The sequence below is a fragment of the Paraburkholderia sp. SECH4 genome (genome assembly GCF_030511745.1).
GTDB lineage: Bacteria > Pseudomonadota > Gammaproteobacteria > Burkholderiales > Burkholderiaceae > Paraburkholderia > Paraburkholderia madseniana.
This window is the reverse complement of the sequence record NZ_JALOCP010000015.1, coordinates 93,107-106,579: the sequence shown is the minus strand read 5'-3', so window position 1 is coordinate 106,579 and position 13,473 is coordinate 93,107. Positions and strand designations below refer to the sequence as shown.

At 61.7% G+C, this 13,473-nt stretch carries 11 protein-coding genes and 1 pseudogene; 8 read left to right on the top strand and 4 right to left on the bottom strand.

Annotated elements, in window-relative coordinates; all coding sequences use genetic code 11:
* Positions 1 to 44: 44 nt before the first annotated feature.
* Both M0D67_RS21015 and M0D67_RS21010 read left to right on the top strand, forming a co-directional pair.
* Positions 45 to 1,316: a DUF3443 domain-containing protein gene (locus M0D67_RS21015; RefSeq protein WP_266239559.1), complete on the top strand. Its 1,272-nt coding sequence runs from the start codon at positions 45 to 47 to the stop codon at positions 1,314 to 1,316.
* 261 nt (positions 1,317 to 1,577) lie between these two features.
* Positions 1,578 to 3,449: a glycosyl transferase family 1 gene (locus M0D67_RS21010; protein ID WP_171927842.1), complete on the top strand. Its 1,872-nt coding sequence runs from the start codon at positions 1,578 to 1,580 to the stop codon at positions 3,447 to 3,449.
* A 106-nt stretch (positions 3,450 to 3,555) separates the two neighbouring features.
* Here M0D67_RS21010 and M0D67_RS21005 read toward each other — a convergent pair whose 3' ends face one another.
* The gene (locus M0D67_RS21005) at positions 3,556 to 4,140 is read right to left on the bottom strand and encodes a hypothetical protein (RefSeq protein WP_154559084.1); all 585 of its coding nucleotides are present in this window, start codon (positions 4,138 to 4,140) and stop codon (positions 3,556 to 3,558) included.
* Between the two features lie 161 nt (positions 4,141 to 4,301).
* On the opposite strand from M0D67_RS21005, the gene M0D67_RS21000 reads away from it, so the two are divergent.
* Positions 4,302 to 5,072 carry a cadmium resistance transporter gene (locus M0D67_RS21000; RefSeq protein ID WP_233468955.1) on the top strand — a complete coding sequence of 257 codons (771 nt, stop codon included), beginning with the start codon at positions 4,302 to 4,304 and terminating at the stop codon, positions 5,070 to 5,072.
* A 174-nt stretch (positions 5,073 to 5,246) separates the two neighbouring features.
* Here M0D67_RS21000 and M0D67_RS20995 read toward each other — a convergent pair whose 3' ends face one another.
* Positions 5,247 to 5,576, bottom strand: a complete 330-nt coding sequence (locus M0D67_RS20995; protein ID WP_154559083.1) for a hypothetical protein — start codon at positions 5,574 to 5,576, stop codon at positions 5,247 to 5,249.
* Positions 5,577 to 5,841: 265 nt separating this feature from the next.
* Here M0D67_RS20995 and M0D67_RS20990 point away from each other — a divergent pair, with 265 nt between their 5' ends.
* From M0D67_RS20990 to M0D67_RS20970, 5 genes and pseudogenes are all read left to right on the top strand, one after another.
* Positions 5,842 to 6,720 carry a class I SAM-dependent methyltransferase gene (locus M0D67_RS20990; protein ID WP_171927843.1) on the top strand — a complete coding sequence of 293 codons (879 nt, stop codon included), beginning with the start codon at positions 5,842 to 5,844 and terminating at the stop codon, positions 6,718 to 6,720.
* Between the two features lie 323 nt (positions 6,721 to 7,043).
* Entirely contained in the window at positions 7,044 to 8,762 is a 1,719-nt protein-coding gene (gene leuA / locus M0D67_RS20985) for a 2-isopropylmalate synthase (RefSeq protein WP_154559081.1), read from the top strand.
* Between the two features lie 145 nt (positions 8,763 to 8,907).
* Positions 8,908 to 9,168, top strand: a pseudogene (locus M0D67_RS20980) (transposase); the annotation flags it as partial.
* Between the two features lie 226 nt (positions 9,169 to 9,394).
* A complete protein-coding gene (locus M0D67_RS20975) occupies positions 9,395 to 10,750 on the top strand; it encodes an IS110 family transposase (protein WP_171929613.1) in 1,356 nt (451 codons plus the stop codon).
* A 63-nt stretch (positions 10,751 to 10,813) separates the two neighbouring features.
* Positions 10,814 to 11,650 (top strand): IS3 family transposase, encoded by an 837-nt coding sequence (locus M0D67_RS20970; RefSeq protein ID WP_266239558.1) that lies wholly within the window; start codon positions 10,814 to 10,816, stop codon positions 11,648 to 11,650.
* A 364-nt stretch (positions 11,651 to 12,014) separates the two neighbouring features.
* Here M0D67_RS20970 and M0D67_RS20965 read toward each other — a convergent pair whose 3' ends face one another.
* Positions 12,015 to 12,788: an amino acid ABC transporter ATP-binding protein gene (locus M0D67_RS20965; protein ID WP_154559080.1), complete on the bottom strand. Its 774-nt coding sequence runs from the start codon at positions 12,786 to 12,788 to the stop codon at positions 12,015 to 12,017.
* Positions 12,788 to 13,465, bottom strand: coding sequence for an amino acid ABC transporter permease (locus M0D67_RS20960; RefSeq protein WP_154559079.1), 678 nt, complete (start codon positions 13,463 to 13,465; stop codon positions 12,788 to 12,790). Before M0D67_RS20960 ends, M0D67_RS20965 begins: the two co-directional genes overlap by 1 nt.
* Between the last annotated feature and the right edge of the window lie 8 nt (positions 13,466 to 13,473).

Below are 13,473 nucleotides of genomic sequence, written 5' to 3'. Positions count from 1 at the left end.
CAGGCCAGCAATAAACCGCCCAGAAAAACTACCGTCAACACGCCATGAAGACCTCTTCTCATCTCCGCGCCCTGTTCCTGACTTGCGCCGTGCTCACTGGTTGCGGTGGCGGCGGTGGAAGCAGTACGCCGGCGGCTTCCACCCAGGCGGGCTCGACGAGCCCGGCCAGCAGCCCGAACGCCGCGAGCGCGCCGTCCGGACCCGCTGGCGCCAGCGTGACGAACTCCGTGCCGCAGTCGAGCACGCCGAATGTCCAGCCGATCACCGTTAGCGCTGCGCCTGGCCTGACGCGCAACATGCTGACCACTAGCGTCACCGTCTGCCAGCCCGGCACCAGCAACTGCGCGACTGTCAACAATATTCAGGTCGACACTGGCTCGCAGGGCTTGCGGATTCTCGCCTCGGCGCTGCCGGCCGGCCTTCCGCTTGCTGCCGTGGCCTCAGGCAGCGGCGTCACGGGCGAGTGCGCGGTATTCGCCGGCGGCTATGCGTGGGGCGCGGTCCGCAGCGCGGACGTACACATGGCCGGCCAACTGGCCGCCTCGATTCCGATCCAGTTGATCGCTGACCCCACCCTGCCCAACGTGCCCACCGACTGTGCCGGCTCCGGACCCGCGATGCTGACCGTCGCGAGCCTGCGCGCCAACGGCATTCTCGGCGTCGGCCTGTTCTCGGCCGATTGCGGCAGTGGCTGCGTCAATTCGGCGCTGCCACGCTGGTATTACAACTGCGACGCCAGCGGCGCCTGCCTCGCGGGCACGCAAGCGCTCGCCCTGCAGGTGACCAATCCAGTCAGCCGCTTCGCCCTCGACAACAACGGCGTGGTGATCGACCTGCCGGCAATCGCCGACGCGGGCGCGCCCAGCGTGTCAGGCTCCTTGATATTCGGCATCGGCACTCAGGCGAATAACACACTGGGCGGTGCAACCGTCTTCAGGACCAACACGCAGACGGGCTATGTGCGCACTACCAGCGCCGGCCAGACTTATGGGCAGAGCTACCTCGACAGTGGCTCGAACGGCCTGTTCTTCAACAATAGCCAATTGCCCCGATGCGGTTATTGGTACTGCCCGAGTTCCACGCAAGCAGCGAGCGCCTCGATCTCCGGCACGGATGGCGTGTCGAGCACGGTGTCGTTTTCGATCGGCAATTCGAGCGCACTGTTTGGCTCGTCGAATAACGCCTTCGACAACCTGGCCGGCATTGCCAGCAACAGCTTCGGCTGGGGCCTGCCCTTCTTCTTCGGACGACGCGTCTACACGGCGATTGCATCGAGCGTGACGTCGGCCGGGCCAGGTCCGTATTACGCGTTCTGAGTGCTCGATGTCGGGGCCCGCCTTGCGCAGACAGCCGCGTTGGGCGGGTTCGATTGAGTGCCCGAGCATACGTGGCGTATCGAGCGCCAAACTCCCGCCTCAAACAGAAAAATCCTACAGTCCGCTCGGATTTCTCCGCGCGGAAAATTCCCAAATTCTCATCCCCCGCTTATTTGATATGCCCTGACTGCAATAATCGTCGTTTCCGGCTAGCGTGATCTCGATATCGTTAGCTCTGCATAATCTAATAATAGTGAAACGATGGAAGTCACCTTTTCGCTCGACGATTTCGAGCAACTCGTCTACACGCGGCAGCATACGCAAGCCTCGCTTCAGCTCATCGCGGCACTCGCACTCCTTCAACAAACGCGCGGCGAGTTGAACGCGAGCTTCAAAGCCTCGGGCATGATCGACCTGTCTCCCAATGAGCAACGCCAGCGTTTCTGCACGCGTCTGACAAGCGCGGCGTCTACGTTGTTCGCCGACCCGGATTTCCGGCCACCCACCGCGTGCCTCAGATTGTTTTTCACGCTGCATGAATGGATCGGCACGCTGTTCTCGGCCACGGCGTTTGGCAATGCGGACCACGTCATCCGTCATCTGAATCCTCGCGGCGCGGCGGACGCACAGTTTCTGCCGGGAGACAGCTTCATCGAGAAGCTATGCGTGCTCTATTCGACCGAGTCCGAACTGGAACTCGACTTCGCCGCGCTCTGGGCGTACGACAAAACCATCGCGGCCTGTCTCGCCCTCGCTTTGCTGGCACCGGTCTTCAAGGGCTCGCCAAGCGCGCATCTCAAACGCGAGGCGCTGCTGGAGTGGCTGCCCGGCAAGCTGCAGCTCATCGACGATCTCGACGATCTGCCATCGGCCGTGCTGCACAACGCCTATATGTTCTGCAGCTATGCCGATACGCCGCGGCGGCACGCGATCAAGCAGGACATCAACGTGCTGGTGCGTCGCAAGCTGGAACAACTCGGCCTGACTGACTTGTCCGCATCGAAACCCAAGCGTGCCAGAGGCAAAACGCAGCGCGGCAAGAAGCCGCTGATGGTGGTGGTGCTGGAATGGTTCAGCGGCGCCCATTCGATCTACCGCACGCACTCGCGTACGCTCGAAGCCGCACGCGAACATTTCGAGGTGGTGGGCTTCGGCTTCGGCTACGCGCTCGACGACGTGGGGCAGGACGTCTTCGACCGCTTCATCGAACTGGAACAGCCCGACTACATCGGCGAGTGCCTGAAAACGATTCGCGACTTCGCCGAGGCCGAGCAGCCGGACGTGTTGTACATGCCGAGCGTCGGCATGTTCGTGCTAACGGTGTTCATGTCCAATCTACGCATCGCGCCGTTGCAAATCGCGGCGCTCGGCCATCCCGCTACCACGCATTCAGACAAGATCGACTACATCAGCGTCGAGGAAGATTATGTCGGCGACCCGGCCTGCTTCAGCGAACGCCTGATGAAGTTGCCGAAAGACGGTCAACCGTACCGCCCGTCCGTCGCGTTGCCGGACATCGTCGCGCAGATTCCGTCACAGCGCGAGGCGCTGCAGATCGTCATCACCGCCAGCGCGATGAAACTCAATCCCGGCTTTCTCGACGCGTGCCGCGAGATCGGCGCGCGTGCTGCGACGCCCGTTGAGTTTCACTTCATGACCGGTGTGCCGTCGGGTCTGCCGTTCGACCGTCTGCGCGACGTCATCGCGCGCGCGGTGCCGGGCGCCATCGTGCACGACTTTCACGACTACGCCGCGTATCTGGCGCGCGTCAACCAGGCCGACCTGTTCCTCAGTCCGTTTCCGTTCGGCAACACCAACGGTATCGTCGATGCATTGACGCTCGGCTTGCCAGGTGTATGCAAACGCGGGCCGGAAGTGTTCGAGCGGATCGACGGCGCGCTGTTCGAGCGCGTGGGCATGCCCTCGTGGACCACCACGGACAGCGTCGAGACGTATGTCGCTGCGGCCGTGCGCATGATCGACCAGCACGACGAGCGCGCGGCGCTGCGCCAACGCCTGATCGATACGCAGGCGGTGCAGCGCTGCTTCGAGGGGCGGCCGCAGGCCTTCGGCGAAAGCGTGCTGAAACTGATGCGCGAGGACAAAAGCCGCCTCGCGAATGGGGCGGCTTGAGGGTTAAGATTCGCGGTTTGCGGTTTGCGGTTTGCGGTTTGCGGTTTGCGGTTTGCGGTCAAGCGGGCGCTGGCCAAAACTGCCTGCGCCCGTTTCGAGCAAGGCTTTACTCGGCGACTTCGCTCGCAGCAGCAGGGGCCGGCGTGGCGAGCTTTGCCGGCGCCAACCAGCTAAATACGCTCAGCGCGGAGCCGTGGAATGTGCACTCGGCGGCCGCGGCCGTATTGATCTTCTTCGGCTTGGTCGATTTGAGCGAAGCTGCGTCGCCCCCCGAGGCAGCGAGGCTCGCCGAAGCGGCCATTGCACCTGAAGCCGCTCCAGCCATCACGCCGGAGGCAGCCGCAGCGGCCGAAGCCGAGGAAGCCCCCTGCGGCACGGACGCCGCGCGCACGCCCGAAGTCGGATGAGGCGCGTTCGCCAGTTTCGCGGCGGAAGCCGCCGAGGCGGCCGAGGCGGCCGCAACCTCCGAAGCCGTCATCACATGCTCGATCGACCCTTCGACGACCACCCGCGAGCCGTCGATACCGGCGCCCGTATGAGCGATCTTCAGCGTATCCGGCGACGATGTTTCAGCCAGCTTGCTTCGCATCAACTGCTCGCATGCATCCGAGTTCTTGTAGACGGCCGTGCAGGCCGCCAGCAGCGCGGCAGCGGTCGTGACGCAGGCGATAGAGAGAATCCGAATCTTCATTGATGTTCCGTTTTGCAAGCCGTCGGCAATTGTAGCTTACGGGCTGGGGGATCGGCACCGCCGCCGCCCACGGGGACGGCACAGGGATAAGCACACAGACAGTGACGCGGCACCGCGCAAGGACGTGCCAAACCACACATCGCACAAGACAACGAGACAGCTTGACCGCGACGCTTCGTATCGGCATCGTGTTGACCGGCCGCCATGCCTGCGGCGCGCCGCAGCCTCTTCATCCGTACCCGCTTCATGCGCGCGGATCCGTTTTCCCACTGCGCATTGACCGGCTTTCCCGCATGTTCAGCCTTGCCCTAATCGCCGTCGCGGCTTACGCCGCCACCAATATCGACAACCTTTTCGTGCTGCTCGCCTTCCTTGCGGAAACGGGCGGCCAGCGTCGGCGCGTGATCGCCGGGCAGTTTGCCGGTTCGCTGACCTTGATCGCAGGCTCGATTCTGCTCGCCGCCCTGTTGACGCGATTACCTGCCGGCTATGTCGGTCTGCTCGGTATCTTGCCGATAGGCGTGGGGCTGAGCAAAGCATGGGCGCGCTTGCGCCCAGGCAACGCGGATCAGGTGCAAGAGGCGCGGGCCAAGGCGTGCACGCGTTCACCAGCCGCCGCGCCGGCTACGGCCGGCGCAGGCTCGTCATGGTGGACAGTCGCGTGCGTCGCGGTCGCCAACGGCTCAGACAATCTCGCGGTCTACGTGCCTTTGTACGCGAGTCATTCGCATAGTGAGGGCATGTTCATCTCGTTGGTGTTCGTCGCCATGATCGGTCTCTGGTGCGCAGGCGCCGTGTGGCTGGTGGCGCATCCGTTGCTGGGCGCGCCGATCCGGCGCTACGGTACCGCGTTGCTGCCACTGATCCTGCTGGTAATTGGCGTCTCGGTGATCGTGCAGAACGATACCTTGCGGATCGTGTTCGGTATGTGAGGCGGACCTGCAGCCGGCGATCCAGTCGCCGGGCGGTGGGGTGGCCACGCCTCGGCCTGAAAGCCTGGGCCTGGGCCTGAGCCTGAGTCCAAAACAGAAACACTACGGTCCGTGCAGGGATGCGCTGCTACCAGCGCGCGATGCAGCACGACCGACTGTCGCCCGCGCGAACGCTCAGTTCGACGGCATTTGCGGCTGCACGTAGGTGCGCACGCCGGCGAGCGGCGAACCGTAGCCACCTGACTGGGTGTTGTTCGGCAACCCATTGACCAGTTGCGCGCGCGGATCGGTCGGATTCAGATTCAACTCGCCCGCCTGCTGGTTGCCGTGCGTCGGATATTCGCTGCCGCGCGCCGCGTTCGGCATCACGCGCGTACTGTTTTGCGGCGCGTTGATGTCGTCCTGAACGCTCAGGCCCTGTGCGCCAGCCTGCGCGGCGACGCCGCAAGCGACCGCGCACAGCAGAACCCCCGCTACCCTCGACGTCCCCGATGTTCGTTTCATACCGACCTCCGGCAAAGTGCAAAGTGAAATGAAAGGCGATCATGTCCGCGATTCCAGTCCAGGCGCCCCAGACGCTGATCACATCATTTATACGCGCTACCTCGTCTTTCGGATTCGGCAAAATCTGCCCGCCCACCGCAAAATGCCGAACTGGCGCGCCCCGTGCGCTGATCGAAGCCATGGGGACACGGGATCACAGCAAATACCGCAAGCGCATATCGTTATGCCGATTGGCGATTTCTTTTCAGGCGGATCGCGCCCGATAATGGCTGCCATGAACACCCACCCCACTCCCCAAGCCCGCGCGCTGCGTTCCGCGCTCGTGGCACTGAGCGCGGCGCTGCTCATGGCCGCCTGCGCTGCTCCGACGGCATCGACCTCTTTCTCCGCGACTGATTCCGCCTCGCTCGACGCCGCCATTTCGGGGCCGCAGCGTAGCGACAAGAATCGTGCACGCGACGTCTACCGTCATCCGAAGGAAACGCTGCAGTTCTTCGGCGTGGCGTCGTCGCAAACCGTCCTGGAGATCGCGCCCGGCGGCGGCTGGTACACGGAGATACTCGCGCCCTATCTGCACGACCACGGCAAGCTGTACGAGGCGCAATACGACAGCCCGGACGCTGCGTCGTTGGCAGAAGAGCAGGCTGGCCGGGCGTCATTCGCGCGCAAGCTGTCGGCCACACCGGCTATTTACGGCAATGTCGTGGTCGGTACGCTGCGAGCAGGTCAATTCAGCGGCTTTCCGGCCGACGGCAGCGTTGACCAGGTGCTGACCTTCCGCAATATCCACAACTGGATCAAGGACGGCCAGATCGACGCCAATCTGCGCGCCTTTTACACGGCACTCAAGCCGGGCGGCATCCTCGGGGTCGAGGAACATCGCGCGGCGCCGGGCACTTCACTGCAACAGACCATCGACAGCGGCTATGTCACCGAAGCCTATGTCATCGAACATGCGCGAGCGGCAGGTTTCGAATTGGCGGCCCAAAGCGAGGTGAACAGCAACCCGCGCGACACGAAAAACTACCCACACGGTGTGTGGTCGCTGCCGCCCACGTATGAAGGCCACGACGTCGACCGGGCGAAGTACGCCGCGATCGGCGAATCGGATCGCATGACCTTGCGCTTCGTGAAACCCAGGTGACACGCATGACCGGCCTGGCTTTCAGCGCGCGCCGGTCGGGATAGGCGCTTCCGGCCGGCGTGCGCCTCACCGCACTGCGCTTGACGCGATCCCAATAATATGTTCCTATTGCGCACCATGTACCGCGCCCAGACCATCCTATCGCTACTACTAGCCCGCTCTACCGGGCTAGGTCTGCTGCTGCGCGCTTCCATCTGATACACCCGAAGCACCGCTCAATTCCCCAGTAACTGACCCAGCCCCGGTTTCCGACCGGCGGCCATGCTTTGTCTTTTCGTCGTCCGGTCGACAACCCAGGTTGATCGATCCCAAGGATGATGAAAATGTTGAAGAACCCTGCTGCCAAGTACCACTCGTTCAAGCCCATCAATTTGACCGACCGACAGTGGCCGTCGCGCGTCATCACGCGTGCGCCGATCTGGATGAGTACCGATCTGCGCGACGGCAACCAGGCGCTGTTCGAGCCGATGAACGCGCAACGCAAGATGCGCATGTTCAAGACGCTGGTGCAGATCGGCTTCAAGGAAATTGAAGTCGCATTCCCGTCTGCCTCGCAGACCGACTTCAATTTCGTGCGTGAGTTGATCGAGGGCGGCCATATCCCCGACGACGTCACCATCGAAGTGTTGACGCAAGCTCGCGACGACCTGATCGAACGCACTTTCGAATCCTTGCGTGGCGCGCCGCGCGCTATCGTCCACCTGTACAACGCCACCGCGCCGGAATTCCGCCGCATCGTGTTCGGCCTCGAAAAGAGCGGCGTGAAAGAACTCGCGCAAAATGCCGCGCGCACGATGAAGCGTCTCGCCGACGCCACGCCGGAAACGCACTTCACGTTGCAATACAGCCCGGAAGTGTTCAGCGGCACCGAGCTCGAATTCGCCAAGGAAGTATGCGACGCCGTGTTCGACATCTGGCAACCGACGCCCGAGCATAAGGCGATCGTCAACCTGCCCGCTACCGTCGAAATGGCTACGCCGAACGTCTACGCGGACCAGATCGAATGGATGCATCGCAATCTCGCGCGTCGCGATTCGTTGATCGTTTCCGTGCATCCGCATAACGATCGGGGCACGGCCGTGGCTGCCGCGGAACTGGCGGTGATGGCGGGAGCGGATCGTGTCGAAGGGTGTTTGTTCGGCAATGGCGAACGTACCGGCAATGTCGATCTCGTGACGCTCGCGTTGAATCTGTACACGCAGGGTGTCGATCCTGAGCTCGATTTTTCGAATATCAATGAAGTCGCGCGGACTGCTGAGGAATGCACGCAGTTGCCGGTGCATCCGCGCCATCCGTATGTCGGCGATCTGGTGTTCACCGCGTTCTCCGGCTCCCATCAGGATGCGATCAAGAAGGGTTTTGCCGTGCAGAAACCGGACGCGGTCTGGGAAGTGCCTTATATGCCGATCGATCCTAGCGATCTTGGGCGCACCTATGACTCGGTGATTCGGGTGAATAGCCAGTCAGGCAAGGGTGGAATCGCTTATTTGCTCGAGCAGGGTTATGGGGTTGTGTTGCCGCGGCGCTTGCAGGTTGATTTCAGCTCGGCCGTGCAGCGCTATACGGATGATAGCGGGCAGGAAGTGACGCCCTCGCAGATCTGGGAATTGTTCCAGCAGGAGTATGTGCATAGTGCTGAGCCGATTCATTATGTTGGGCATAGTCTGTCGGAGCGTGGCGATCGGGAGCATATCAAGCTCACTGTCGATATTAATGGCTCGCGGCGCGTGTTGAGCGGTGAAGGGAATGGGCCGCTTGATGCGTTGATGCATGCTATTGGGGTGCCGGTGCGGATTCAGCACTATGAGGAGCGGGCTCTGACTCAAGGCGCTGATGCGCGGGCTGTTGCTGTCGCTGAAATGGCTGGGGCTGATGTGGCTGGGAGCGCGTTTGGGGTTGGGATTGATGCCAATCTGGTGACTGCTTCTATTCGGGCTGTTATTAGTGGGGTTAATCGGGCCTATGAACGCGCTAGTTCCGCTGCGCAGGAGCGGTTTTTTGAGGTCGCGCTCGCTAATGACGCGGAGCGTGTGGCGGTTTGAGGTTTTTTTCCCTGGTCTGGCCTTTGGTGCCTTTCCTTGAATTGTTAGTGGTCTATTAGCGTTGCCCCTGTGCGGGGCGGCACCTGTAGTGGTTCAATGACTGTGGACACCTCTAAAGGGGATAATTCTCCAACTGAGGTGAGCAATGAGCAGACGGAACATTCCTGAAGAATTCAAGGCGGAAGCGGTACAACTGGTGGTCAGCAGGGGCTATTCGTTTGCCCAGGCCTGTGAGGCAATGGGCGTGGGCGATACCGCACTGCGTCGCTGGGTAGCGCAGTGGCGTGCCGAGCAGGCAAAGCCGCCGCGCACGACGCTGGAGATCGAGGCGGACGCGCGTCGCATCCGCGAACTGGAAGCGCGAGTGGCCGATCTCGAGAGAGAGCGGGATATTCTAAAAAACATCCCAAGGGACGCGCCCCTGCCCGAAGGGCAGAAACTCCCTGGCACCGCTACACTGACTGCTCCCAGAGGGAGCGGCCGTCAGACTTTTGGTGATTCATCCCGTTAAAAAACGTGGCCCAGGGACTGACGCGGACCCAGCATTGGTGACGCCACCAGGCGATCCCGTTCAGGAAGGTGATCGATTCCGCTGTCCCGCCCTCTGCCCATTCTGATGGCGGAGGTTTGACATGACGGCAACGAAGTCTCGGCGCGCCGGCAGTGCGGCGCAGATAACGGTGGTGCATCCCCATGCTGCGGCGATCGACATCGGCGCACAGTTTCATGTGGTGGCAGTGGGACCGGAGCGTGACCCGCAACCGGTGCGTTCATTCCGCAGTTTCACCAAAGAGCTGCACGATCTCGCCGACTGGCTCGAACAAGTGGGAATCACGACGATAGCCATGGAGTCAACCGGCGTCTACTGGATCCCCGCGTTCGAGATCCTGGAGGCACACGGCTTTGAGGTGGTACTGGTCAATGCGCGCGACGCGAAGAACGTGCCGGGTCGCAAGACGGATGTGAGCGATGCGCAGTGGCTGCAAAAGCTTCACGCCTACGGGCTGCTGCGCGCGAGTTTCCGGCCGCGGCACGACGTGGCCACCCTGCGCTCCTATCTGCGGCAACGGGAACGCCTGCTCGAATACGCCGCGGCACATATCCAGCACATGCAGAAAGCGCTAATGCAGATGAACCTGCAACTGCATCACGTCGTGAAGGACGTCACGGGTGCAACCGGCATGAAGATCATCCGCGCCATTGTGGCCGGCGAACGCAATGCCGTAGAACTCGCCCGACATCGCGATGTGCGTTGCAAGGCATCGGTTGAGACCATCCGCGACGCGCTGATCGGCAACTATAAAGCCGAGCACGTGTTCGAGCTGACCCAGGCGCTTTCGCTATACGATTATTACCAGACCCAGGTCGCGCAATGCGATGAGCGTATAGAACTCACGCTTCGGCAACTGCAAACCGGTGCCGAACCGCCCGCCGCGCCATTGCCCGCGGCGCGGTACCGGACCAGGCAACCCAACGGCTTCTCCTTTGATGTGCGTGCTGCGCTTTACGCCATGCTTGGCGTCGATCTGACGCAGCTTCACGGCCTGGGGCCCTATGTGGCGCTCAAACTCGTGGCCGAATGCGGCAATGACATGTCGCGCTGGCCAACGGCCAAGCACTTCACATCCTGGCTGTGTCTGGCTCCGGGCAACAAGATCTCCGGCGGCAAGATCCTCTCCTCAAAGACACGCCGCTCCTCCAGCAAGGCCGCTGCCGCGCTGCGTCTTGCCGCTGTCGCAATCGGCAAGACGGACACCGCGCTGGGCGGCTTTTACCGACGGCTGTCGGCGCGGATCGGCAACGCCAAGGCCGTCACCGCCACCGCGCGCAAGATCGCGGTGTTGTTCTACAACACACTGCGCTATGGCATGCAATATGTGGATCCCGGCGCCGCGTACTACGAAGAGCGCTATCGCCAGCGGGTCCTGAACAATCTCACCCGACGGGCCGAATCGTTGGGCTTTGTACTGCAAGCGAAACCGACCTGACGGGGAGGAGTTTCTCAGGAAGTCTACGGCCTTCTTCGTCAAGGAAATGGATCGCTTCCCGAAGTGATCCGGTCACTGAAGAAGGCCTGGCCGGTGAGCGTGATGTGCGAAGTGACAGGCGTTTCACGTAGCAGCTATTACGCACGTGCCAGGCGGCCAGCAGCGCGCCGTTCGCCGGCAGCGCTGCTGATGGCCGCACGGGAGATTCATCGGGAAACACGCGGCAGCTATGGCAGCCGCCGGATGTCGCAGGCGTTGCGGCAGCGCGGCCATGCGGTGGGCCGTCACCGGGCCCGTTCGCTGATGAGCGAAGCGCAGCTGAAGGTAAGCCGACCGCGTACGCATCGCTACAGCAAGGCCAATGGAGAGGCGCTGGTCGCACCCAACCTGCTGGATCGCAACTTTGAGCCGGACAGACCCAATCAGGTATGGGCAGGTGACATTACGTACGTGAGCACCCGTCAGGGCTGGTCCTATCTGGCCATCGTGATGGATCTGCATTCGCGCTGCATCGTCGGCTGGGCATTTGCGTTGCAGGCCGACACGGAACTGGTGATCCGGGCCATGGAGCAGGCTCGCGCCAGACGGCGCCCGCCACCTGGACTGATGTTCCATTCCGATCAGGGTTGTCAGTACACCAGCGCGTACTTTGTGGGCGAACTGAAGGCCAACGACATGGTTCAGAGCATGAGCAGAAAGGGGAACTGCTGGGACAACGCGGTCGTGGAGCGCTTCTTTAGAAGCCTGAAAAGTGAATGGCTGAACCCAAAGGGGTACCTCGATCACGCAGAAGCCGAACGCGACATCAAGGCCTATATCGACGACTTTTATAACTGCCGGCGGATCCATTCGGCAACGAACGGAGTGCCGCCGGTGCGGCACGAGGCTTCATTTTTTTAACAATTTCCTTTGTCGGTGTCCAAGATTACTTGACCACTACAACCTACTTTTCTTTGCATGCCGCAAAGAAAAGTAGGCAAAAGAAAGCGGCTCAAACCGCTACTGACTAAGTGGGCACCGTGGTTTGCAACGGGTAGTGGTGCATCTGGAATCTGTGTTTGTGCCCCTGCATACGCTAGTGACAAGGGAGTCATACTTCCCGACTCGCACTGTGTGCTCGTCGGAAGAGTCTGCTAGAAAACCAGTGGGCTAGGTTTGGGACTGTTGTACATTTTTCTTGAGGGGCGCTTCGGCGCCCCTCTTTTTTGCTACGCCGCTGGAGATCGATGCACGGGTTTTTGTTCCCGCCCTTCCCTCTCTCCGGTCAGCCCCGCTCTGTCCATGCGTCCGGCAAGCTGTGCGTCAGCGTCGATACGAAGCGCTCTGTTTCCGGTTGGCTCGGATTCATGAAAATGTCCCGTGATGGGCCCGCCTCGATCACTACGCCGTTGTTCAGAAATACCACGTCTCGCGCGATCGTCGCGGCTAGACGCAAATCGTGCGTTGCCATCAACATCGTCATGCCTTCTGTCGCGAGTTGCTTGAGTACGTCTACTACCTCCGCGGCCAGTCCGGGATCGAGGGCCGAGGTGGGTTCGTCGCACAACAATACCTCCGGCGACGGGGCTAGCGCCCGCGCTATTGCCACGCGTTGCTGCTGGCCGCCGGACAGTGTCGAGGGCCATGCGTCCGCTTTTTGTGCGATGCCGACTTTCTCCAGCAATTCGTCCGCACGTACGCGCGCTTTTTCCTTGTCCCACTTCAGGACGGTCAGCAGGCCCTCCATGACGTTCTGTCGTACCGTCAAGTGCGGAAACAACTGGAAGTTCTGGAATACCATGCCGGTGCGGCGGCGGATCGTCAGCACCTCCTCACGCGGCGGCTTGTGGTCGCGGCTGAATTCGAGGCGCTGGTCGCCAACTTGAAGTGATCCAGCTTCCGGGATTTCCAGCAGGTTCACGCAGCGAAGCAGCGTACTCTTGCCGCTGCCGGATGGGCCAATCAGCGCGGTGACGTTGCCCGAGGCGAGTTGCAGATCCACCGAGTTCAACACCCGATTCTCGCCGAAGTACTTGTCGATTTTTTCCAGTCGAATCATCAGTTGCCCGCATGGAAAAGTGCGTGACGGCCGAACTTGCGCTCGAGCCGGACTTGCGCCGACGACAATACCGAACTGAACACCAGATAAACCAGCGCCGCCTCCGTGTAGAGAATCAACGGTTCATAGGTCACGGACGCGATTCGCTGCGCCGCCTGAAATACCTCAGGTACCGTCAGCACCGCGGCAAGCGATGTGTCCTTCACCAACGCAATGAACGAGTTCGACAGCGGCGGCAGCGCGACGCGCGCCGCCTGCGGCAAGATCGCGCGACGCAGCGCCTGCTCACGCGTCATACCCATCGAGTACGCCGCCTCCCACTGGCCCTTCGGGATCGACTCGATCACGCCACGTATCACTTCCGAGTTATATGCGCCGACATTCAGCGAAAAGCCGATGATCGCCGCCGTCAACGGATCGAGCACAATGCCCACGTTCGGTAGTCCGTAGAAAATCACGAACAGCTGCACCAGTAACGGCGAGCCGCGAAACAGCCATACGTAGAAGCGTACGCACGCGATCGCCCACCGCGGCCCGAATAGCCGGACCAGCGCGACGATAAACGCGAGCACGATTCCAATCGCGAACGACGCGAGCGTGAGCGGCACGGTAAAGACGAGCCCCGCATACAGCAGGGGCCACAGCGACTGCGCCATCAGATGCAACCATGCCGGCATGATTCAGA